Source organism: Bacillus sp. REN16, assembly GCF_020731355.1.
Lineage (GTDB): Bacteria > Bacillota > Bacilli > Bacillales > Bacillaceae_L > Ferdinandcohnia.
Genome location: NZ_JAJFZK010000030.1, coordinates 1 through 23,427, shown reverse-complemented (window position 1 = coordinate 23,427; position 23,427 = coordinate 1). Strand labels below are relative to the sequence as shown.

At 33.1% G+C, this 23,427-nt stretch carries 28 protein-coding genes; 6 read left to right on the top strand and 22 right to left on the bottom strand.

Annotated features, from left to right (window positions below; all coding sequences use genetic code 11):
* Positions 1-354: hypothetical protein (locus LKW28_RS21610; protein ID WP_229142490.1), on the bottom strand; the 354-nt coding region annotated here is incomplete at its 3' end.
* 1,401 nt (positions 355-1,755) lie between these two features.
* Here LKW28_RS21610 and LKW28_RS21605 point away from each other — a divergent pair.
* Positions 1,756-2,085, top strand: coding sequence for a hypothetical protein (locus LKW28_RS21605; RefSeq protein ID WP_229142489.1), 330 nt, complete (start codon positions 1,756-1,758; stop codon positions 2,083-2,085).
* Positions 2,086-2,442: 357 nt separating this feature from the next.
* Here LKW28_RS21605 and LKW28_RS21600 read toward each other — a convergent pair whose 3' ends face one another.
* The 3 genes from LKW28_RS21600 to LKW28_RS21590 all read right to left on the bottom strand — a co-directional run bounded on the left by LKW28_RS21600 (position 2,443) and on the right by LKW28_RS21590 (position 4,392).
* Positions 2,443-2,757: a hypothetical protein gene (locus LKW28_RS21600; RefSeq protein WP_229142488.1), complete on the bottom strand. Its 315-nt coding sequence runs from the start codon at positions 2,755-2,757 to the stop codon at positions 2,443-2,445.
* A gap of 15 nt (positions 2,758-2,772) precedes the next feature.
* The gene (locus LKW28_RS21595) at positions 2,773-3,831 is read right to left on the bottom strand and encodes a hypothetical protein (RefSeq protein WP_229142487.1); all 1,059 of its coding nucleotides are present in this window, start codon (positions 3,829-3,831) and stop codon (positions 2,773-2,775) included.
* A gap of 291 nt (positions 3,832-4,122) precedes the next feature.
* Entirely contained in the window at positions 4,123-4,392 is a 270-nt protein-coding gene (locus LKW28_RS21590) for a helix-turn-helix domain-containing protein (protein ID WP_229142486.1), read from the bottom strand.
* 719 nt (positions 4,393-5,111) lie between these two features.
* On the opposite strand from LKW28_RS21590, the gene LKW28_RS21585 reads away from it, so the two are divergent.
* Complete coding sequence (locus LKW28_RS21585) at positions 5,112-5,708, top strand: DUF6609 family protein (protein WP_229142485.1); 597 nt, start codon at positions 5,112-5,114, stop codon at positions 5,706-5,708.
* Between the two features lie 206 nt (positions 5,709-5,914).
* Here the strand turns inward: LKW28_RS21585 and LKW28_RS21580 are convergent, their stop codons facing one another.
* The 4 genes from LKW28_RS21580 to LKW28_RS21565 all read right to left on the bottom strand — a co-directional run bounded on the left by LKW28_RS21580 (position 5,915) and on the right by LKW28_RS21565 (position 8,451).
* A complete protein-coding gene (locus LKW28_RS21580; RefSeq protein ID WP_229142484.1) occupies positions 5,915-6,124 on the bottom strand; it encodes a hypothetical protein in 210 nt (69 codons plus the stop codon).
* A 317-nt stretch (positions 6,125-6,441) separates the two neighbouring features.
* Positions 6,442-6,639: an acetyltransferase gene (locus LKW28_RS21575; protein ID WP_229142483.1), complete on the bottom strand. Its 198-nt coding sequence runs from the start codon at positions 6,637-6,639 to the stop codon at positions 6,442-6,444.
* A gap of 172 nt (positions 6,640-6,811) precedes the next feature.
* A complete protein-coding gene (locus tag LKW28_RS21570; protein ID WP_229142482.1) occupies positions 6,812-7,486 on the bottom strand; it encodes an SOS response-associated peptidase in 675 nt (224 codons plus the stop codon).
* Positions 7,487-7,566: 80 nt separating this feature from the next.
* Positions 7,567-8,451 carry an AbaSI family restriction endonuclease gene (locus LKW28_RS21565; RefSeq protein ID WP_229142481.1) on the bottom strand — a complete coding sequence of 295 codons (885 nt, stop codon included), beginning with the start codon at positions 8,449-8,451 and terminating at the stop codon, positions 7,567-7,569.
* 141 nt (positions 8,452-8,592) lie between these two features.
* Here LKW28_RS21565 and LKW28_RS21560 point away from each other — a divergent pair, with 141 nt between their 5' ends.
* Positions 8,593-8,922, top strand: coding sequence for a hypothetical protein (locus LKW28_RS21560; RefSeq protein ID WP_229142480.1), 330 nt, complete (start codon positions 8,593-8,595; stop codon positions 8,920-8,922).
* Between the two features lie 516 nt (positions 8,923-9,438).
* The gene (locus LKW28_RS21555) at positions 9,439-9,717 is read left to right on the top strand and encodes an HU family DNA-binding protein (protein WP_229142479.1); all 279 of its coding nucleotides are present in this window, start codon (positions 9,439-9,441) and stop codon (positions 9,715-9,717) included.
* 489 nt (positions 9,718-10,206) lie between these two features.
* On the opposite strand, the gene LKW28_RS21550 is transcribed toward LKW28_RS21555, so the two are convergent.
* The 7 genes from LKW28_RS21550 to LKW28_RS21520 all read right to left on the bottom strand — a co-directional run bounded on the left by LKW28_RS21550 (position 10,207) and on the right by LKW28_RS21520 (position 14,058).
* Positions 10,207-10,395 (bottom strand): hypothetical protein, encoded by a 189-nt coding sequence (locus LKW28_RS21550; RefSeq protein ID WP_229142478.1) that lies wholly within the window; start codon positions 10,393-10,395, stop codon positions 10,207-10,209.
* Positions 10,396-10,448: 53 nt separating this feature from the next.
* Positions 10,449-10,670 (bottom strand): RNA polymerase sigma factor, encoded by a 222-nt coding sequence (locus LKW28_RS21545; protein ID WP_229142477.1) that lies wholly within the window; start codon positions 10,668-10,670, stop codon positions 10,449-10,451.
* Positions 10,671-11,013: 343 nt separating this feature from the next.
* Positions 11,014-11,313, bottom strand: a complete 300-nt coding sequence (locus LKW28_RS21540) for a DNA-binding protein (RefSeq protein ID WP_229142476.1) — start codon at positions 11,311-11,313, stop codon at positions 11,014-11,016.
* Positions 11,314-11,388: 75 nt separating this feature from the next.
* A complete protein-coding gene (locus tag LKW28_RS21535) occupies positions 11,389-12,117 on the bottom strand; it encodes a DUF2812 domain-containing protein (protein WP_229142475.1) in 729 nt (242 codons plus the stop codon).
* Positions 12,114-12,431, bottom strand: a complete 318-nt coding sequence (locus tag LKW28_RS21530) for a PadR family transcriptional regulator (protein ID WP_229142474.1) — start codon at positions 12,429-12,431, stop codon at positions 12,114-12,116. The genes LKW28_RS21535 and LKW28_RS21530 overlap by 4 nt, the downstream gene beginning before the upstream one ends.
* A gap of 434 nt (positions 12,432-12,865) precedes the next feature.
* Positions 12,866-13,147: a hypothetical protein gene (locus LKW28_RS21525; RefSeq protein ID WP_229142473.1), complete on the bottom strand. Its 282-nt coding sequence runs from the start codon at positions 13,145-13,147 to the stop codon at positions 12,866-12,868.
* A 29-nt stretch (positions 13,148-13,176) separates the two neighbouring features.
* Positions 13,177-14,058 (bottom strand): AraC family transcriptional regulator, encoded by an 882-nt coding sequence (locus LKW28_RS21520; protein WP_229142491.1) that lies wholly within the window; start codon positions 14,056-14,058, stop codon positions 13,177-13,179.
* Positions 14,059-14,275: 217 nt separating this feature from the next.
* Between LKW28_RS21520 and LKW28_RS21515 the strand changes: the two genes are divergently transcribed.
* Positions 14,276-14,722, top strand: coding sequence for an AraC family transcriptional regulator (locus LKW28_RS21515; protein ID WP_229142472.1), 447 nt, complete (start codon positions 14,276-14,278; stop codon positions 14,720-14,722).
* Between the two features lie 204 nt (positions 14,723-14,926).
* Here LKW28_RS21515 and LKW28_RS21510 read toward each other — a convergent pair whose 3' ends face one another.
* The 6 genes from LKW28_RS21510 to LKW28_RS21485 all read right to left on the bottom strand — a co-directional run bounded on the left by LKW28_RS21510 (position 14,927) and on the right by LKW28_RS21485 (position 21,221).
* The gene (locus LKW28_RS21510; RefSeq protein ID WP_229142471.1) at positions 14,927-15,628 is read right to left on the bottom strand and encodes an SAM-dependent methyltransferase; all 702 of its coding nucleotides are present in this window, start codon (positions 15,626-15,628) and stop codon (positions 14,927-14,929) included.
* A gap of 574 nt (positions 15,629-16,202) precedes the next feature.
* A complete protein-coding gene (locus tag LKW28_RS21505) occupies positions 16,203-16,427 on the bottom strand; it encodes a DUF2651 family protein (protein ID WP_229142470.1) in 225 nt (74 codons plus the stop codon).
* Positions 16,428-16,592: 165 nt separating this feature from the next.
* Positions 16,593-18,554, bottom strand: a complete 1,962-nt coding sequence (locus LKW28_RS21500) for an ABC transporter permease (protein WP_229142469.1) — start codon at positions 18,552-18,554, stop codon at positions 16,593-16,595.
* The gene (locus tag LKW28_RS21495; RefSeq protein ID WP_229142468.1) at positions 18,544-19,308 is read right to left on the bottom strand and encodes an ABC transporter ATP-binding protein; all 765 of its coding nucleotides are present in this window, start codon (positions 19,306-19,308) and stop codon (positions 18,544-18,546) included. The genes LKW28_RS21500 and LKW28_RS21495 overlap by 11 nt, the downstream gene beginning before the upstream one ends.
* A gap of 193 nt (positions 19,309-19,501) precedes the next feature.
* Positions 19,502-20,503 (bottom strand): sensor histidine kinase, encoded by a 1,002-nt coding sequence (locus tag LKW28_RS21490; RefSeq protein WP_229142467.1) that lies wholly within the window; start codon positions 20,501-20,503, stop codon positions 19,502-19,504.
* A 10-nt stretch (positions 20,504-20,513) separates the two neighbouring features.
* On the bottom strand, positions 20,514-21,221 hold the full coding sequence (locus tag LKW28_RS21485; protein WP_229142466.1) for a response regulator transcription factor: 708 nt from the start codon (positions 21,219-21,221) through the stop codon (positions 20,514-20,516).
* A gap of 502 nt (positions 21,222-21,723) precedes the next feature.
* Between LKW28_RS21485 and LKW28_RS21480 the strand changes: the two genes are divergently transcribed.
* Positions 21,724-22,092, top strand: a complete 369-nt coding sequence (locus LKW28_RS21480) for a DUF2750 domain-containing protein (protein ID WP_229142465.1) — start codon at positions 21,724-21,726, stop codon at positions 22,090-22,092.
* 722 nt (positions 22,093-22,814) lie between these two features.
* On the opposite strand, the gene LKW28_RS21475 is transcribed toward LKW28_RS21480, so the two are convergent.
* Positions 22,815-23,165, bottom strand: coding sequence for an MmcQ/YjbR family DNA-binding protein (locus LKW28_RS21475; RefSeq protein ID WP_229142464.1), 351 nt, complete (start codon positions 23,163-23,165; stop codon positions 22,815-22,817).
* Positions 23,166-23,427 lie beyond the last annotated feature (262 nt).

The following is a 23,427-nucleotide window of genomic DNA, read 5'->3' as shown; positions in this document are numbered from 1 at the left end:
AGGGTTTCCGTCAAAATGAGGACAAAATATCTCGTCATTTTCTGGACATTTCATGATGTCATTAACAGTATGTAATAGATAAGAGTTTGTCATTCCATTTAATGAAACCTCTATCAACAACAAAACGATTAACACTAATATAAACCTTTTCCAATTTTCGATTATAAGTTCCAATATCGTGGAGAAGGAACGGACAAAAGGTATTTTTGAAAGAATCTTGATTATTTTCTTGCTCCCCTTTTTCAGTTTTACTTCTGTAGAGATTTCCCTGTTTTTTAATCGTGATAATGACTGGAACCTTTCTCCAGTAAAACTCACGAAATTATATCCGGCTCTTCCTCCGTATATTTGCAAATTTCATCTCCCCCAAATGGCTATAAAACAATCAATTTAAGTTGATCATTTGTCAAATATTTTAGGTATAACTAATACTATAAGGCAATCCTTCACTCATTCCGGGGTTTCCTTCTTTTACATTTTTTCCTTAAACGTCACTTCTGGGTTCTCGATTTCCAAATAATCGCTGTAACAACTGTACCTAACGATATAACAATAATAATGGCTATAATGGAAACAATTATAAGCCACACGCTTACCCCTCCCCTTTCATTTGTCCCATTGACTATAAACAATTGCAGGCATATAAAAACTCGTATCCATTAGTAAGATACGAGTTTTCGGAACCCTATAGATTTTTTATTGAATAAGGTATTTCTTTTCATACTTATCCCTACTTTTACTTCAACATTTTTATCCTCATAGCCATCTTTATCCTTGCAAAATCCTCAAAAATCTATATCTATAAGATATCAAATAAAGTATATGTTAATCTAAGTGGTTTAACAGGCTTGAAGGTCCACTGTTGAAATACCTTCGTACCACAATACAAATCTTCTGTTAGCTTGAAGTATATTTTATTAATATTGAACAGTCAAATACTTTTCCACTGAAAAACCCACTGATATTAGGATACTCAACACTTTTCTGCTATTTTAAAAGTGTTAACACTTCTTTATAAAAACATTGAAATACCGGCGATAATTAAAGGAAAAGTGTTGGGTTTGTCCTTTAAATGGAAGTCTTAATTCAGGGCTTAATGTCAACAAATGTTAACACCAATATTTTATGATTTGTACAGACAATAACACCTTAGAACCTTATCCGATACTTGTTCAGAAATAAAGGTATAACATTGATCATCAAAATCAAAGTTGAGTAAATCCCCTTTTCATATGAATAAATAATGGCACAATATTTACTCTTGTTTTTAACTTTTCGGTTAAAAAGTCGTTTGAATATTCCCCTGACAAATACAAAGTATTCCCCCCCTACTGATAGGTTGATTAATCTTTGCAACTGAAATCTAAATAGAGACAGCCTAATAAAGAACCACCCCCCTTGCGATTCCTCTTTTTAACTTTTGGGTTAAAAAGAGTAAAGAAAAAGCACGTGCTTTCTTGATAAAACAATTGTAATATAGTTGAACATGGCGAGCTGCAGTTTGGAAGCAAGAATATCAAGGAATTTTCCGCCATCTACGTTTCGTTGGTTAGATGTGGTTTTCGCTAAAATCATTGAGTTGTGCATGTCTCTTTAGGATGAATACTATATTGTGAATTATGAGGGTGCATGATGCTATACTATTGATATCGGCATTCATATTAAAATGCTACGACAAAATAATGATTTGGACCTGGAGGGGTTCCCCAATGGGAACTCTCCTTTAAACATCATATAAATATTGGAGGTAAAATAATGGACAACAACATTGATGAATTAATGTACTCCTTGAGCCTGAATAGAGCTTATGATAAATTCACAGAAAAATCCAAGGAATCTACCACTCAACTTTTGCAAAATATACAGAATCAAATAAAAGATAGTTACTTAACAGGATATAGTGAAGGGCATCAGAATGGATCTGAAGATGGGAAAACGGAAGCCAAATTTAGAATACTTGTCAAATTGGCAGTACATACCGATTTAGATGATCAAGTAATTTTAAAGATCCTGGAGAAAGAAGGAGAAGAGAATTACATAGATGCTTTAAAACAGGTAAGAAAAAAACAAAGTGAAGAGAAGTAATTGTAGCGTTTTCTGCTCTAAATATAAGGAAAACAACCGGAAAGGCAAAGATTTTTGACTGAAGACCTATTGGAAAAAGGTTCCCTAATTTTTGAAAAACAAAAAAAGGACGAACCTAATGGATCGCCCTAAATGATATTGAGTATTGTTTTAAAAAAACTATTGAATCACGGTTGAGTACATATTGAGCTTCCCGCTGCTCTTCCTGATTCTTTGCCGATTGGAAACCAACTAAAAAGCAGTTGGGAAGAACTTTTTAGCTAGGGGAACTAGAATAAGATAGGAAGATACTAAGATACAATCATAACACTGCTTTTATCCGTCTTGGGACTTCTTGGTTGATAATTGTTAAGAATTTCAGCCCAATAAGTCCTGACTTTGATTTTTGAAAGTGATACCTGTATCCTCTTGAAAAGATGTAATACGGTCATTTAACATGATTGAACCCTTGCCAACGTACTCGTTATTATGATGAATCAGTTCAAGCAGGGTATTTTCAAGTCTGGTTTGTCTATTTGCAATCTGGTTTATAACTTCCTTTAAATCTACTGAATTCTCTTCCAAGGTATCGAATCGCTCCTGTAAACTTTCAACACTTAATTCCAATTTATTGAGCATCTTTTGTTCAAATTTCTCCAAATCTGACGAATCCACGTAATTAGTTTTAGCCATTTCCTTTTACCCCCATTAATGCGTATTCTTGAATAAACTTTTATTATAATGGTCAAAATTAAAGTTAAGGATTTCTGTTGGGTTCCTTCTACCATATGTAAAAGGTGAGAAGAACAATATAAACCTTTCATAAACTTCAATAAGATTATCAACTACTTCAGGGATATTATTTAGACTGGATGGCAAATAATAGCTTATCGTTCTTTTACCATCATTAAAATAAATATCTGGGCTAATTCTTTCCTTTAATATATTGTTATTGGTTTTAAAGGTCTGGTACCATTTACTATAACTTTTACCGAAACAAATTTTTACAAATCCCTTTCCTGCATTATCACAAACTGTGGCATCATAATAAATTGAATCTTTTCCCGCAGAAACTCTTAATGCCTTATTTACTACTGATTCTTTTTCAGTATGAAAATTCAAATAGTAATTGATTACTTTCCGTAATTTAGTCAAGAGGTACCTATTTTCATCAACGCAATTTGAAAAGTAATAAGTGTTTTCTTCTTCCTTGAATGGCATAGCTATATATGTTGGTGGATTTTGCAAAGCAAAATCATCAACTAACGATAACGGAGGCAGTCCAATTCGATTAATCATATCAAGTTGATAATAAACATGTAAATCGTCTCCCCGCTTAAAATGGCTAAGTAAATCTAAAACCCTAGGGTTTATTTGAACTGCATAGAAATTTATCAGTTTATAAGGATACGTTTTTAACAATTCCTTTACCAGGGTTATATGACCTGGTTTAAAATCTGCTGCTACCCATATTACGATGCCATCTTGGATGTTCTGGATTATCGGTTTTATTTTTTTCTCAAAGTGATTACATATATCGGAAGGACCTATTTGAAACTCAACATAAACTTTAATACCTCGTTCCCGTGTGATTCCATATAAGTCTATTGGTTTTCCATTCTTATTCACATCAGATTTAAACATACGCAATTCACACTTAATTGAGGATTCGACAATTTCTTCGCCAATTATTTTACTTAGATGTTCGGGAAATAGTTTGCTATGAATTTTCAAGTATGTTTCTCTTCTTGCTTTATCCTTACTCACTTTCTATACCCTCCCAAGTAATTACCTTAATTAACCTAGCTTATAATTATCAGCCAGATCCTATAATTTCATTTGGGGCTTTTTAGAATAAAAATAATTGACATTTTGTGTATTCGTTTCTTATGAAACCTTAAATCACAAAGAGACGTGTATAACATTTTGGCTTACCGCTATTCTACTGTCGGAATTCCTACATAAAATCATCATCATAAACATCAATATAGATCTCATGTGCATTATCACCTGTTCACAGTAACATCTGTTTTTCTAATCACATAACGGATTTAACTTCTAATAATATCCAATTGCATCTAAAAAACTTTCTTCTGGTACATTAAGAATTTTTGCCACAGTTGCAGCTTTAATTACATCTATTGATGCCCTTTTTCCATTTACTAGCCTTGAATAGAATGATCCATCAATCCCAACCGAATTAGACAATTTAGTCATACTTAGACCTGACAGCACACGATATTCCTCAAAAAGCTCCATTAAGTCCATTAAATCTTTTATTTTGAACACCCCCTTTTTATTATTGAGGTTATTAACCAAAGAACCCATATTGAACCTCTTGGAAATTAATATGACTTACTAAAACCCTTTGTATTCCAAATTCCACCACATGGAATAAGTTACCAAAATATTTCACCTTTATTTATCACAAAATAAAAAGTTTCCATTTACTATAGGAAATAGTATTTTAATAATTATCGGGACGTAATGATTCAAATAGGAAAGAAACAAGCCGTATCGAATATTTGGCTAATATTAATATGTTCCCGGAAAAGTCTGGTACCCCCGTGTCTGTGTACATCCTACGGATTTAAACAGTGTGGAAACCAGCGGAATAGAAATAAGAAGCAGGGAAGAAGGTAGCTAAAACCCTTGGGCAAGGAATTGAGGGCATTTCGGAAGAAACAGGAGTGCTGGACCTACTATTGGATCCAGCCTGAATTTGTATTGATTTATATTTGAACAGGCGTTTCATAAAACGGTGGAATCATCATTACATAATTGCCTTTTAGTTGCCTGTTTTTCCCGGATTCCCTACTGGTCGGGTACTGACTAAGTAGGAATATTAAAGTTTGAGTAGATTTCAACTTCTTTGATGGACTGAATCGGACTCGAAAATCAGCGTAAAGCATTTTTCCGTGCTCGGAAAAATGTGCGTAAGCTAACGTGAAGGTTTTGGAAAAAGAATTAATCGCTAAAAAGTTTTCAACTGATAACCCCCTACGATATATAATAAAATGGATAGAAAATAATTTCCATGTGAGGGGATGAGTGTTATTTCAGGGATACTAAATGGGTTAGGGTATGTAAAAGGTCAACCACTAACCTTCTTTTCAAAGAGAGTCTGTGGACTATGGCTAATATGGGTTTCAGCAGTAATACTCATAGGCACTATATTTGGTGGAACTCAAAAGATTAACATGCCGATATTTGATGTTGGTTATTTTCTTGGATTTGCCCTCATCTTACTTAACAAAAGGGTTTATAGGAGACTTGCATTCGGTTCACATAGCAAATTTCAAAAAAATATGACCAATGCCTCTATCGTTCTAATGTTTATTTTATTGGTCGGTATCGGCGGTCCATTTTTTGCTTCACACAATTATCGAATGATTTGGCTAGGTGCTTTTTTAGCCATCGGTATTCACTTCATTCCTTTTGCCACTGTTCACGGGAAAATTATGTTACCGCTTGCTTTTCTTACTTCTGTAAACGCAATAATTGGGATGTTATTTCCAACAGTAAATTTTGCAGTTTTCGCTTTCGTAGATGTAGGGATTAAGGTGTTATTTGGAATCATATTATTATTCTCCAAAAATCCGTTATTGTTAAACAATGTTGATTCCCAAACGCCAAGCGTTTAAATCACTTATTAAACGTGTAGATTTTTTGAACAAAGGGTTGCTACAGCAGCCTTTTTCTTTGAAAAATCAAATTTTGGTTGCTGATACTGTATATAACACTCCTCTAGTTGTAATAAAGATTCTCAACAAACATTAAAAAACAACTATTTTCAGAATCCTCAACAGAACCCAAAATATGTAAAGTTAAAGTAAAAAGGCATTAAAAATTAACAACTTTTAACGGCCTTTTCGCTTATCCATTTAAGAAATAATAATACTCCTAAAACAGCAATACAGCCCCACCAAATGCTTAATAAAGATTCATTTAATGAACCTGGATGCTCTCCCTCCAATTGATAAGAGGAAAATAGGCCACGGGTTATAAGGATGAATCCGAAAAGTGTTGCACTAAACAGCCAATACCACCAACGTTTCATTGCTACACCTCCAACAACGTATCCATAAAATTGAAATGCAAAAATACCTTTATTTTTTACGAGTTAGAAAGGCTATCCCCAAATGTCCAATAGTCCCGCCTAATAACATAAATATCCAGAAACTCCAATCAAAGTCGTTTTTCCAAAAACTAATTATTATAAAAACAATTGTAAAGCCAAGCAAGGCACCGATTAGCATATTGAGCCGCATAGTATTCTCCCATTCGATTAATCCAATCCAATGGAACCACAAGAACTTCTTCTCCTCGTGAATCTCTTTGATTCTCCTCCTACGACAAATTGAGCAGACTGCCTTCTCATTTTCTTAACCTTTCATGATTTTCAACATATAAGCCTAATATATAACCGCAATTTGCACAATATGATGAGGTGATTGGAGATGACTTGCTCCTTAAATTGTTAAATGGAAACATGTGAACTATACCATTCCCTGCCCTAATAATTCCTTTTTCAATTTGCTCACTATTACATTTTGGACAAACTTTATCACCCATGAAGGAGCTTTCCCTCCAAGTCAGGAGAAGTTGTTGTAATACCCCTTATCCCCCTGCTATATCTCTTTGCAGCAAATCTTTTTACTTTTTTGATATTCTTGAAAGTTATATGAATTAACAACCTTATATTTTAAAATAATTCATCTTTCTGAAGTAACAGCAACATATTAACTTAAACAACTCGCTGAATCAGTTCTACTGAGTTGTTCTTTGGGGAATTAACTTTATTCCCAACTTCATATGTCATCATTTTGGAAGCTGCAAAAGGTACTAATAAAGATTTTAATTGTTCCCTATCTTGATTTCGTGGGTTTAACCATTCTTTTTGATGTTCTTTTGATAAAATAGCCGGCATACGATCATGAATTCCCGCCATCAATTCATTTGGTGGTGTAGTCAAAATTGTACAAGTATGGACCTTTTCTCCTGTTGGGGCAGCCCAACTATCCCATAAGCCAGCAACTCCAAACAAGGAATCATCTTTCATTTTTATAAGCATCGGTTTCTTTAATTTCCCATCACGTTTCCATTCATAAAAAGCATCCATTGGAATGATGCAGCGTCTTTGATAAAATGATTTCTTAAAGCTCGGCTTTTCATCAACCGTTTCTGACCGTGCATTGATCATTTTCGATGCCATCTTTTCATCCTTTGCCCATGAAGGGATAAGTCCCCACTTTAAATAACCCATCCGATTTTTTGTTCCATCATTAATAACAGAAACGATACTATGAGTGGGTGCGATATTATAGCTTTCCTCATAATCCGCTTCATTAAATATTTGCTGAATATCGAACTCACTAATTAAATTCTCGTAAGTAGCAAATAACGTGAAACGTCCACACATTGTATTCACCTCATTTTTAAATTTCTATTACTTTATTATCCTTCAAAATGAGCTTCTAAGACGTTGTAAAGCGTTACAGGCTACCTTACAATTTCCACCTTATCAGCCACACGTACATATCTGATACAACTCTCATTTTCGGGTGATACACCTAGGATCTTGAAAATCCCGACGAATCTATATCTATTAAAGCCAAGATTGTCCCTGTATTTTGCAAACACAGCCCTTTCACGCCCAAAATTAACTTCCGCCATATAGTTTTCTTTTCTCTCCTCGACAATTGCATCATCCAGATGAGATTCATCAATATATGACCAGTCCTCTGCCAAGAAATTAAGCCAACCTCCAGCTATTGATCTAGCATCGCCATTTACAGTAATGGAAAGTTTAGGACACCATAACCACATATTATCTTTCACCTTGAAAAAACTCCGTTGATATCTCTTAGAGCTCTTTCCAAATATAGTATTTGCGATATCCTTTATATCCATGAACGAGACTTCATCATAAATTGATATATGCTTTTGCTGTTTCAATTGCTGTAATTCCTCAGCGTATGTCTGCCACCCCAATGTAGTCTTTGAAGCCTTATCCTTGATAACCATTACAATCTCACTGATTCTTTCATTTATGTTTTCTAACGATTCGGTAGCATCTATTCTAAGGCAATGGAAATCCTTGATAGATTCCTCATTAACTGCAGAAATTATATCATCCATTCTAAGTTTATCTTCTTTTTGATTTCCTTGATGGTATGCCTCATCCACCTCTACTCCAATGTGTAGTTGTGGGAAATATAGATCCATCAAAGCATGAGTTCCATTTTTGCGTTTAACGTATTGCTGGCTAACAGGTTTGAGATTCATGTCATCTAATTTATGCCAAATAGCAGTCAAAATATAATTCTCGTAATCTTTTCTTTTAGTACGTGAAAAGGTCTTTACTAAATAATCACGTTTGTTCATCACTACACCTCCCAAATAATTCTACTTTTAGCTACAAACCACACCTCGAACACAGTTAGTGTTATGACTATCATATTACACCATAGTATAATTTAACCAATAAAACACTGAATTACCTCATTGCCAAAAGGATGTGTTCTAATGCTATTAAAAAACAGTGAAATTATTGAAATGTACGGGAGCTATGTAGACGATTTTGAAATAAGTCCTTTTGAATCGGTTTATATGCTTCACATACGAAGTGGATTGGAAAAAGTAATTCATGAACTTTCGAATGACGAAAAAGTTAAACTGATTAATCATGACTTAGCGTTAATAAGCAATGCAAAGAGGATGTCAAAACACCTTGAGGGAATTTACGACTTTTCTTTATCGAATGAACCATTAACAGAATGGTGGTGGCACTTGGATAAAGTCTCCAAAGGTAAGATTTCATTTGAATTGGCGGCTGTGGTCAAAAGTGAGGAGTAGTAGACTAGAATCCTTTACCCATAGTCTTTACATGAATGAACCGATTTGTATGATAGAAAGAATCTCGTGTTACCATCACGGACCTATGAGTAACTACTTGAAGTGAGAGTTTGATCAGTTAAAATTTATGTGTTTTAAAAGTGGCTATCCCTGTTGCTTTTGGTCCATTCTTAAATCAATATAATTTCGGATTTAATCCAATAGCAATTCAGTACTTTACTATTTGTTTATTAATCCCTTAAGCTCTTACCAATAATGGTTACGGACAGTAACCTTTCCTAGGTATTACTCATACACCAAGAAAAAACCAAAACTATTACTGGACAAGGTCTTTGTGGATACCGAAGATTGAAAATATGATTGAAAATGGGACTGGAACATGATTTGCTGATGCTGTATATAACACTCCTTTAGTTGAAGTAAAATTTCTATTTAAAACTTGTGAACATATGTACGATATGGTAAAACTGAGATATGCCCTATACGGGCTCAGCGTATTTTAAAGGAGTGTTATCAATGAATAAAACTGATCTTGTTAGTAAAGTGGCTCAATCCTCCGAACTGACTCAGAAAGATGCTGGCAAAGCTGTCGATGCGGTTTTTAATTGTATTTCGGAAGCATTAAAAAATGGAAATAAAGTTCAGCTAATTGGTTTCGGGAACTTTGAGGTTCGTGAACGTGCAGCCCGTAAAGGACGTAACCCACAAACTGGGGAAGAAATTGAAATCCAGGCTGGAAAAGTACCTGCATTTAAACCAGGAAAGCAATTAAAGGATGCTGTGGCTGGTAAATAAGTTACTCTTACTACATACAAAAAGGTGATGATTCATCATCACTTTTTTATTTTGATCTACTTTGATGATATTCAAGTATAGACTATTTTAATAGCAAACTTTAAATTATATTGTTCGACTAAAGCCAGTTAGTTGAACAAGGTCGATTCTAAATAAGGTGCTATCAATTTAAAGCTCCCCGTTTGTTTAAGTCTAATTTTTCACTTTTTCTTAAATCTAGGCTTACTAAAAAACGCTGCAAGAAATATGAATAATAAAGAAAGCAGAACTCCAGTAGCCCCTTTTTCAAAGTAAGCGAAAATGGGAATACATAACATCGCTAGGATAAACATTAATCTCATCATTTTTTTCACCCATCTTATAATTGATCTTTTAATATTTTATCATATGCACTTACGATTTTTGGGAATAACAAAGAAAGGATTATTTAATCCGTAAATGACCTACCCCGTTAATTTTCCGGTTATGTAATTCCATTAAAGATCAATTTTACTCATTATCTACTCTTTTTGCTCCCATACGTATAAGCAATACAGAAATGAACAATAAGATTGATAAAGCGAATGTAGTACCAATTAATGACCAATTTATTCCGCTGTTTCGGATGGTGCTCACAATCATAATTCCTACCATAGTTCCTGCTGCAACTAAAATGTATGCCTTCAATTTATCAAACAAATTATCACTCCTTGTTCTCTTTCCATTGGTGTGAAGCACATTTTAATAAGATATCACTTCTTAATTAATTCTTTCCGTAATTCCTCACGACCTTTATAGATTTTCTCTTTTGTACTAGAAACAGAGATTTGCATAACTTCACTGATTTCCTGGACAGACATACCTAAAATATGTTTTAAAACAATAGCTAAGCGATTATTCGGTGTTAGCTCTAGGATTTCTCTCTTTGGTGTCAATGGTTTAAATATCTCTGTTTTAAACGGTTGATTTGCCATTTCCTATTGCAACCTGACAAAAACCAAGTCTACAGTAATACGGAACAACCTAGATGAAATTTTGTCGAAACCATAACTCCCCATGTTTAAGTACAGCTTTATAAATGCTGATTGAGCTACCTTTGTAGCTTCCTTTCGATTTCCTATCATATAAAAACAAATTTGGTACACTTGGTCTTGGTAACGTTCGATAAGTTCGGAAAAGAACAGTCGATTGCTATTTTTTATTTTAAGTTTTTTCTCCCCCATTGCGACTATCTCCCTCATTGTTCACAGCTTCTATTTTTTTCTTCATTGAGCAATCTCTATATCCAATAAACACGGAATAGTTGCATAAAGCCCTTTATTTAAAGTCTTTATTTGAAGAAATCCATTCCATAAATTGTCTATACGGATAATATATAGTCCCTTTTAACTCTATCTGAGGAGCATTGGGATGTTTTTCTAATAATTCTTCAATCTCATGTTTATTCAGATTAAGGTAAAATTCCAAATCATTTTCTTTTATAAAAAGATGATAATAATGGCCTTTATCCGGATGACCCATATTCTGCAAACCTTTTCCAATAAAATATCCCATAAGGGCTAATCCAATAGCTAACAAGATTAAACCGGTGCCTAAACCAGATACCTCTATTTCCATTTGATCCCCTCCATTTATTTGTTCAGCTCTCTCCCACTTTTTCTAGATAACAAAGTCAAAAATTCAAAATCCATTCTAATCTCGATTCCCTTGGACCATATGATAAAGGGACATGATAACCCAAATAACTGTTGGGAATGCGATTGCTCCAACCATCATTGATATTAAAAGGTAAATTGTAGGTCCCGGGTCTCTAGCACCGACAAGGAACAAAAGAATAGCTACAAGGAATAAGACAAAGAATGGTATTGCTCTTACAAAATGGACTAATCCTTCTCTTCCTTCTACCTTCCATTTGTTTCTGTAAGTTGCAATTACAGTCCATGCTGCTGGAAGGGCAATTATACTAAGAATAGTGGCTACTCCAAGAAGTATGGATTGTAAGGTACCGGAACTTATCATTGCTCCAACCCATAGGAGTAATGTTGTGAAAACAAACGGAATTGCTAATTTTTTCATGGAACCACTTGAATTTTTATACTTTTCAACCGTCGTGTCACGGTCCGTATAAATTGGTTTTGTACCGGGATGTGCCCTAAATAAATGAATATCTCCCTCTGAGGTAACATGCGTCCATCCAGATGACGAAAAATAGTCAAAGTATTCCTCTTCTTCCTCCTTTTTTAATGAACGATAATCTATACTGTAGATATAATCTGTGCTTTCATCTTTTTCAAGTGTATACCCCATAAACTTAAAATCACTAACATGCCAACCTTTTAACGAAAATTGGCGTAATTTTTCCATGTCCTTTTCCTCAGAAAAAGCTAACCCACCTGACGTAATATACTTGGTTTGTCTCATTTTACAGCCTCCTTCAATCCTGTTTCCGCTAATTGAATCATCTGTTTTCTTATCTTCACATCTTCTTCTAATACCTCCATGCCCTTTTCGGTAAGAAGATATGTTTTTCGCCTTGAATCTGATCCATCATGCAAATAAATCCACTCTTGTGTTAATAACTTTTTAATAATCGTATACATGGAAGCAGGACCTATAGTAATTGCTCCGTTTGTTGTTTCTTCAATTAAGTTCATAATAGCGTAACCGTGCCTCGGTTTAGTTAAAGCAGCCATAATATAAAACATTGAATCTGTTAATTGCTCAGTTTTCTTCAATCCATCACCTTCTATATCCCTTTAAGATATATCATAAACTGACATATATATCTAAAAATAATATATCATAATGTGATATAAGTGTCTATATCTATATCAAATTTGATACATCCATTATGAATCGTACGAATATTCCGTCATGTCAAATATTCCCTCAACCGAACAGTGGAAAGCAACGGAATAGAAAGAAGAGAGTAGAGAAAGAATGCCTAAAATCTTTATTAGACAAGGGTTTGAAAAGATATTGAACAAAAGAAAAAGACTGGATCCTAATAGCAATCCGGTCTGAATTTGTATTGATTTTTATTGGTAATACCGATTGGATTGGTAGTGAGGGAATCCCTGGTATCCATGTTTTTCTCACTTCGTTCTCTTCTTAACAACATTTGTTTTCGTTATTAAAGTCACAAGTATTAAGTAAAATAATCCAAGTCCTATATATATGGATATCGGTATTTGCAAGTTGTCATACATATATATATCCCAATAAACAGCTTAAAAAATGTTAAAAAGATAACAACACCAATCGTCGAATATCCGAGGGTAGGAAGAACTTCTTTTTTTGCCGTAAATGGCTGATTAACCACTTTACGTATGAAAATCTCTGAGATCAACAAAAGAAACGGGAGAGCTATTAAGGAATATAGGAAAAATAAAGGTAGATCCTCATTTACAAATTGAACAAATAATGTAATTGCATCCTTTAATATCTCCATCATGCTTCACTCCTACGGAAATCAATAATTTAGATTTCCTCTTCAAAAGACAAGTTTAATGGTTCATCCAATAGTTCCGATTGCATTTCTAAATTTGTTGTTTCAACATCTTCATCTACTTCTTCAAAAGTAAGCTGATCCACCCACACATGACCCCGACCTGATAAAATAATGCCAAACGATATAATTGAACTATCCGAAGGAACATCTAAAACGATAGAGTAACGATTCCAGTTCGTATTTCCTTTAATTGGACGATCGCTCATATTGTCGAACTGTAATACATCATCAGAAGCGTTATCTACTCTCATCCACATACTAGCAAAAGACTCTACATCCTTGGTCTTTACAAAACCTGAAAGTCTAATCCGCTTTCCAATAAACTTATTTGCTTTAAATTGCTGCATCATCGTGGCAAAGTTTGCAGAATCAAGAACTGTTTTAGATTTTAAATAGCCTGATGCTTTACCTTGGTGTATTACTTCACGATCAATCCCCATTTCATAATTAAACGGATCTGAACCACTTAAAAACCATCCTTTTACTTGTTTATCCATATAAGATTCCTCCTCTTTTTTCAACATATTTGACATCAGTCTTCGATATTGTCCAGGTGGCAAATGATAATACTTTTTAAAGGCTCTTGTAAAAGCCTCTTGGGACTCAAAATGATAATGAAATGCAATATCAAGAATCCTTTCATTCGTGTAGAGCAAAGCCGTTGAAGCATTTGCCAAACGCCTCATCCTAATATACTCGGTTATGGACATGCCAACCGCTGTACGGAAAATTCGATGAAAATGAAATTTAGAAAAGCCTGCTTGCTCCGCTATATCATCCATCGTTAGTGATTCATGCAAATGTTCTTCAATGTAGTTTATCGTTTTATTAATTATCCCTTCGTATTGAATGACTGCCTCCTCCCTTCATAAATAGAGTATCAAAACCAAAAGGGAATTTTTTGATTATTATTGCGGAATCTCTTTAAATACTATTTATATCTGTATCCTAGTTCACTCTCTTAAATTTTTTCAATAAATTTTAAAAATTAATGTGTATATATTTTTAAAGCATGCTACATTCGAAATGTACCAAATATATACAATTGATGAAAGGATGAGGGAATCTATGAAATTTGAAGTCGAAACACTTCCAAACTATCGTATCGCTTATGTGCGACGAGTTGGTCCATATGGTCCTGCAAATTTTGAAGTAATGGAGAAATTAAAAAAATGGGCTAAAGAGAAAAATCTACTTGAATCTGCAACCCTATTTGCAATTCCACAAGATAACCCTGAGACAACGCTGCCTGAAAACTGTAGATTTGATGCTAGCATTGTACTTCCAGATGATTATCAAGTGGATGATTCCGTTCTTGAAGGGGAACTATCTGGTGGAAAGTATCTTGTTTACGAAGTCAAGCATACTGCAGATGAAATTCAAAAAGCATATACTGAAATTTTTCAATCACTTCAAAGGAATGGTTATGAGATGGATAACAAACCAATTATGGAAAAGTACATTGGTGATATGATTAACACCCCTTATTGTGAAATATGTGTTCCTGTAAAATAGTAATAGTTTGATTAGCTTAATTTTTGTATGTTCAATGCTTAATCATCAGCAAAAGAGGCAAAAATAAAAAAAGAACAAGTGGCTTATCAATCCGATAACTTCTTGTTCTTCTTTCATTAAACTGCCCTTACGTACAAAAATCATTGTTTTTCCAATACAACAATCGCTAATCGTTAGTTGAAGAAACGTTGCCCCTTTTTACTATCATTTTTTTATTTTTAACATCGAATTAGCGTTTGTTTGAAATTCATACGGTACTTTCACTTCTTCAACTCTATAACCATTGTCAATCAGATAAATTATTATCTTTTCTAAATGCTCATATCTTTTACCCTCTAAATCAACTAAAGGGAAAATACGAACTTCCTCTTTCGTAACCCTCAATAATTCATTTAGCGTTTCAATGTGAAATTGATAATCTAATCTATCCGCATACATAAATAGAAAATGTGCAGAGAGAAGAATTTCAAATTCATCATCCTTAAATGGCAAAGAAGGCAAAGTCACGGGGATATACATTTCGCTTGATTTCGCCATATCTTCAGTACAATCTTCCAAAGCTCTTAAACGATGGTTTCTAAGATCTTCAACATCTTTGAAATAATCCCATATATAATTACTTTTTGCTTTTTCCATATTGTGCATTGCGTGTTCTACATCCTGAAGACCTTTATTTTTTAAGTCTTTACCAGAAAAATAATACGCAATATCACAAGCCGTTACATCCAAGCCCAATTTGTTACTAGCAGCAGTAAAAGAACAAGCTCCTGCCGGACAATCAAGTATTTTCTTTCCCTTCAATGCTTCTACCGTAAGAGAAAACATATCCAAATACTCTTCAAATGACCTTCCGATAAAAATAATTCTTTCTAAATCTAACTTTGAACTCTGCTCAGCTCTACTCAACTAACTCACCTCTAATGTATAGAATTAAATTAATATTACCATAACTACCAAAAAAACATAATCTATCATTTCCTCTTTCACTAAATAACAAATAGTTGAAGAAGCGACAGCCTTGTTCAAAACAGCCTAAATAAAAGAGGAAAAAACTTGTTCAAAATAATCATCCTTTTTCTACTTTTTAATTATTTTTTCCAAGCCTAATCCTACTATGCTTATTCTACTAAGAGTACGTTAGTTGAATAGAATTATCCTTTAATTATAGGTTTAATCAAGAGCTGAAAGAGAAGCGAAGGTTGAAACAATTAGTATAAAAGAAACTGTAAACCATAGGGTATTCTTAGTTGTATTTTCCTCATACTTTATCTTCTTTAACAATGACACCAGATTTAAACAAAATACAATACAATAAATAGGCAACAAATAAAATCCTGATATAGCGAAAAATTCAATCGTAATAATCACAACCTTTAACTTTTACTTATTCAATAAACCTGCACCGTTTGCGAAAAAGTAGCTGCTCTGTTGAACAAAACCGTCTATTGACTGCTTCTTCTCTCTAATAAGAAGAGCAAAATTACTTCTTAATAAATTTCATTATTAAACTGACTATGACTGAAATAATTGTATAAACTATAACCCAAACAAAGAAAGATTCATTGAAAACAGTGAAAGTTAAGATGGCGAACACAATGAAAGTTAAAAGTGGCATTACAAACCATCTTCTTACCACAAGGAAACCGAATATTGATGCTATAAGAACAATAATAGGACATATAAATAATACCAAAATAAATTCCATATCTATTACCCCCTCTAAATTATGCCATTTTATACATAACCCTACTAATATATTTTCTAAAAGCCAAAAAATTTACGAAAACAGCCTATACTTTTAACAAAAAACATATCTCCGTATTTACTTTCCCTTATTGAACAATCTGCAGCAATTAATTGAATTAGTGTTTTATTCATGAGTCAGACTAAAAAACATTTTCTTCCTTGCATATAAATAAAATCCCATTTGTATAAAATGGTATATACCTGTAACGATTAAAAAGTGAAGTAGTATCTGAGGATTTTCCACAACTCCACCAATATCTTTTGCCATTGCAACAATAAAAAGGAAAGCTAATGTTGTCCCAACAATGGTTGGAAAAAAGAAAAGGATTGTTATTTCCTTTGATATAATTTGCTTTATTTCCTTTCTAGTAATCCCTATATTATTTAACTTTTTAAACTTCTCTTGTTCCTTCTCAATCTCTGAAAAAAGATTCAAATATAAAAGAATAAACGATCCCAAAAAGAAAATAACACTTAAAATGGTTGTTACATAGAACAATATTCCATTAGAATTTTTGTTACGATTATAATCTTCTACTTTAGATGCAACTTGAAATAAAAATTCTTCCGATGTATTCTCCACTCGAATATCGTTAATAGGCGGGGTAGTTTCATTGTAATTTTTAAATTCTTCACTCAGTTTGTCTACAACATCGCTTGACTTTTTCCAGTTGACAACATTAATTAAATGAATATTTGATTCAAAAACGTCTAAGCTATTTTTTAGTTGCTCCAATTGAGAATTGTTTAAAATATTTATGTCCTGTACACTACTTATGAGATTGATGTGTTTCTCTACAATTATTTCCTTTAGTGTATAGGGACGACTTTCATCTGGGAATGAAAAGGCGTTATTTTGGTAATATTCGTTTCCATCCGTGTTTTTTGGGTCATCATTTATATAATATAAAAATTCCTTATCCTGCAGTTCCATATTACTGGAAGTTAATTTATTATATTGATCAAGTGCCATAAAGCTATAAACATTAGTCAAGTTACTGTAAGTTTGTTTTTGATAGTGAGAATATATGGGTATCACCAGATGTTTTTGAATTGGATTATCTTTTTGATCAATGATGGAATAAAGTTCTTCCTTACCTAAGTTATTTTTATTTTCTGTTTGTATAAATGCAATATCATACGGGTTTCCTTCAATTGCATCCTTTTCAGCTAACATATATGTGAACAAATTTATCGTACTATACAATATCGTCACCATTATCATCACAGTCACGAGCATAAGAATGGATGTCAGCTGTTTGAATTTATAATCCAGACTTGTCAGTAACAGAAGTCTGCGATAATAAAAAGATTTATTCTTTTTTGCAATTTCTATGAAGAAACTTGTGAACTGATAAATACTCATGTACAATCCCAGCATTGTTGATAGTGTCCAAAGAAGTAAATATTCCCCACCCGCAATAGGATCTGTATAGGTATAATATAATCCTAGAATTGAGCCGATGACAATCGCCATACCTATAACACCAATTAGAGGACTTTTCATATTTATTGATTCTGCAATCTTATCGCTTTTTAAGCTGAGAACTACATTTTGTTTAAGTACGAAAAAAAGTGATCTTCCAACTGCCACTAAAAATACCAACAGAAAGATAACTATCGTATACAGAAACATTTTACTGGTTAAATGAAAGGAAATTCCCTGTATCCCAACACTACCCATCAAAACTAAAAAGAAAAGTCGTGAAAATATAGTTCCTCCCAGAATACCAGAAGCTAGTGAAGCAAAGGCTATGATACCATTCTCTAACAATAATAATTTACCTATATCACGGTTAGACATTCCTAGAGTCATAAAAAGTCCAAATTCACTCTTCCTTCGTTTAATAAAAATGCTATGGGCATAACTAATAAAAAATACAGTGAATACAATTAAAGCAACCCCCGGTACGGTTAAAACATATTGAATCGACTCAGTCTTTTTAACTTGAACAACTTGTTGGTTGAAATACACGGACGAAAATATAAAGAAAAACATAACCGCAAAACTGTTGCATAAATAGTAAAAGATATACTTTTTGTAATGAGCTTTTGCCATTTTCCAAACAATTTGATTAAAAGACATCCGTTCTTCCTCCTATGATAGCGAGGTTATCCATAATTTGATTTAAAAATTCCTTCCTGCTTCCTTTCCTCACAATATGTGAATGTATAGAGCCGTCTTTAATAAAAATAACTTTCTTGCAATAACTTGCAGCAAAAACATCATGAGTAACAAGGAGGACCGTTGTTGAAAGTTCCTCAACTATTCTTTCAAAACACTCCATTATTACAGTTGATGATTTCGAATCCAAATTACCTGTTGGTTCGTCTGCTAAAATGATACTAGGCTCATTCACCAAAGCACGGCTTACTGCAGTTCTTTGTTGCTGTCCACCTGAAATATTATAAGGGTATTTATTTAGAATTGATTCAATTTCAAAGAGATGGGCAAGTTCTTGAACCCTTTCATCCATTTCGGAAGCTGTTTTCTTTTCTAGTACCATGGGTAGAATGATATTTTCCTTCACTGTTAAGCTGTCTAAAAGGTTAAATTCTTGAAACACGAAGCCTAATTGTCTGCGTCGAAAAAGTGATAATTTATCCCCAGAGATTTCACTTATTTCTTGTCCTGCAATAGTAACTTCTCCAGATGTAGGTTTGTCAATTCCACTCAATACATTTAGTAAAGTTGTTTTACCACTGCCTGAAGGCCCCATAATTGCAATAAACTCCCCTTTATTAATTGAAAAGTTCACTCCACTTAACGCAGTTGTTGAACCTTCACCACCTAACTCTCCATAAATTTTAACAATATTACTTGCATCTAAAATGGCCAATGTATTACTCCTTTCATGAATGAAGTAGATTATTTAATCATAAATCCTAATATTAGCGTAAGTTATAGTTAGAATTGCATCCATCGTATATGCTAAAAATACCTTACAATTTTGTAAGGTATTTTAAAACTATCCAGAGAAATATATAAATATATTATAAATGGCAATTTGATGATTTAATCATAGTTTATGTTTAAGGTCCCGTTCCGGCAATCCAACGAATCTTTACAGTTGTCCCTTTGGAGACTTCGGATTGTATAGTAATCGTTTGGCCAAGTTTGTCAGCAATCTTTTTACATAGATATAGTCCAATACCTGTAGCGTTAGGAATTTTCCTTCCATTTTCTCCAGTAAAAAATGGATGAAATAATCTCTCAAGGTCATACGGAGGGATGCCAACACCTTCATCTATTATGGATAAGGTTATGTATTTTTCATTCTTTTCGATATGAAAGATGAGATTCTTGCTCCCGTGTTTCATACAAGAATACTTAATAGCGTTGGAAATGATTTGATCTATTAGTATTTCATTCCACTTGGAGTCTGTCACAACATAAGCATCCTTACCTTGAAATTCAATAGATGGAAATATAGACTGATAGATAAATTCTCTTTTCCTCCCATTAATCAATTTCCTCAATGAATCGAGTAAATCTACCGATTTTATCTCCAAATCATTTTCAAATTTTTCTATTCGTATCATTGTGAGACCCTGTTCTATTGAAGTATGTAACCGTTTATTTTCCTGCAAAATTTTTTCATAAACATCAGCAGTCTCTTTTATTACTTCTCCATTATTAATTATTAATTCAATAACTGAAACTGGTGTTTTTAAATGGTGCATCCAATGAGATAAAAAGTATACTCTCTCTTGATTTCGCTCTAAAATTTCATTATATTTACTGGTATGTTCTTTTAAAGTTTTATTTAGCAATTGTCTAAATGCTTTCTGTTCTTCCGTATACGTCTCTATTTCTACATACTGATTTCTTAACATTTGTTCGATTGCCCGGTTTGTTTGATAATAACGGAACCAGTCAATTATTAGGTATACGGATAATAAAAATACCCCAATTGATAAAGGATATAAAAATTCTGAATTTATTGGCTCACTTAGATGAAAAAAGGAAATAACACAAATCATGTTTACCAAGTAAAAACAAATAAGTAAGGTTCTGTCTTTTATGAATTTCAAAAATATTTCCCTAAGCATTACTAATTACCATATGCGAGGGATAGAGAAGCATGTAACCTACACCTCGTTTACTTTTTATTATATCTTCAAAACCCAATCCAGAAAGTATCTGCTTTATTCTACTAATATTTACTGTTAATGTATTATCATCAACAAATGTAACAGAGTCCCATACTTCTTCTATCAGTTCTTCCCTCGAAACAAAATTATTCTGATTATCCATTAACTTTTTCAACAACCTGTATTCATTTTTGCTAAGATCAACTTTTTTCTCCTGATAAGTTAGCGTTAGAGTTTTTGAATCTATAAAAAGTTCACCGACACAAGTATTTATCGAATCCGATGTCGAATATTCCCCGTAAACTCTTCTTATCGTTGCTTTGATTTTTGATTGCAACAAATCAAACGTAAATGGTTTTGTAATATAATCATCAGCTCCAAACTCAATTGCCATAATCTGATCCATTTCTTGATTACGAGCAGAGATAATAATGATTGGAACATTAGATTGCTTACGAAAACTTCTGCTTAAATAAAAGCCGTCATAATAAGGTAAATTAATATCTAACAAAACGAGATTAGGTTCTATTCTTGTAAATTCATCTACTATTTCTAAAAAGCTATCAGGTTGAAAAACATTATATCCATAACGTTCCAAATTTTCTTGAATTAGTTTACTTAACTCCTTATCGTCCTCAATAAGCATAAGTTTGTACATTCTTGATTCTCCTTTTTTACAAGAATAAAAAGACCCTATTTTTATTCTAACATACACAATAGTCATTTAATTAGAGAATGACTATGACCATTTGAGGGATTGTAGGTTTAAATAAAATTCGTTTTTTTCTAAAGGCTCTTTTCGTAAAGTTTGTGGCTTTTAGATTAAAGAATGAAAGATGAAGAAAAAAGTATTACTTGTAATGGTATAATTGTTAATAAGTAGGGTATGTTGATTCCAGAATTATGTATTTAATGATTAAGTATTCTTATTTAAGAAAGAAAGGAATCATCAAATGAATTGGTTATATCTTGTTTTCACAATCATTACGATAGGATTTGGGCTTTGGGGATTAATGGCTAGAGCGAAATGGTTAGAAAAGCAATCCAATAAACTAAAAAAATAATAGAGGATATTTTGTATCTAAGGTAAATTAATATTAGCATAAAATTCCCGTTCATTTTTAGAGTGTAGATTAGGAATAGTAAAGGAGATTAGAGTAATGGATTTTGATTTAACTATAAATTCTAAAAGACGATATGAAAACTTTATAAAAAGAGTTTCAGAAAGTAATATGGTTTGGGGATTAAAGAGTGAAGATGGATGGTGCGTTTGCGAATCGAACGAATATGAAGATACAGAGGTTATGCTTTTTTGGTCTGATGAAGCATATGCACGACAATGTGCAATTGAAGAATGGTCCCATTACAAACCAGCATCTAGCCCTTTAGAAGAGTTTATGAATAGTTGGCTATACGGAATGAATGAAGATGGTTTGTTGGTTGGGGTTAACTGGAATGTAAAGTTGATTGGGGTAGAAGTAGAACCGTATGACTTATTTAAAGAATTGGAAGAAACATTAAAAAAATAATTTAGTAAATATCGTCCCACCATATAGTCCGAAGACCTATAAATTATTAAAGATGCAAAAAGGAGCACTATTTAGTGCTCCTTTATTGAAGTATTTCCACCCAAAAAATATGATAATTATATGCTGAAAGATGTGCGATTTTGGGTGTTTTTTAACCGTTTTGTCCTCCTAAAGATTCCCGTTAAAATGGACCCATAAGTTCTTTTACCTCCCTTTTTATCCGTTACTAATAATTACAAAATATACCATAATCTTGTTGTACTATTCAGCCTCGTTACTTTAAGTACATTCCTTCGCAATATTTACGTTTCCACTTCCATTTTACTCTATATTTTAAATAGCCATAAACCCTCTTTATTCTTCTTTTTCTTTTCTCATCACACTCTCTCTTCTATTCCTTTTTCTTCCTAACTGTATAGAAAACTTTCTGGGCAACAACTGGAACACGCTATGAACCCGTACTGGACAAGGGATTAGGCAGCAATTGAGCACAAAAAAAGACTGGACCCATATTTGATCCAGCCTGAATATGTATTGATGTTGACTTGGAAAAAACTATTGGATGATGATTAAAAACTATCAGTTATTCATATTGTTTCTCCTGCTGTTCCGTCTTGATTCCTTACTGCTCTGGTATGGGATACTGCTACATCCTTATTCCAATAGGGTAATAGTGTTGAATTAGTGTTTTATCATAGATATATTTGAAATTGGCTTTACCGCTAATCACATCTTTCAAGTCTTTTTTGCTTCGTTAAATTATAGCTTCGTCTAATTAGGTCGTATATAACTTCCTCTGGAATGGTACCGTCAAGAATAATGGAATTCCAATGATCTTTATTAAGATGGAAGGCAGGAACAATAGAAGGGTAATTCTGACGATAGAAATCCAACCAACCGGCTTCACACTTCAGATTAATCCAAATATGGTCATCTCTATTAAAAATCCAAGCAAAGACTTTCTTGTTTTCATTATGTCGAATTAATGTCCAATTCTTATCTTTAAATGGATAATCCTCATAAGTGCTTTCCAATTTCAAACAGTAATTAATAGCTTCCTCTCTCGTTTGCATTTTCTCCACTCCTTCAACATCGAAGTATGCAATCCTTATTTCACAATCTCAATAACCCATGCCTACTTTACCATATACTCTAAATATTTATAACCAGATTCATTTTCGAGTTACGCATTAATTCTTTCCTCTTAACTCCATTACCACATTATGGATGAAATATTACAAAACCGACTTCATTTCTTTTCTCTCCTATGTACAACACAAATAAACCCTTCCGAAATCCCCCACCTCAAACCCGCATTCTTCCGTTCTAGTTAAA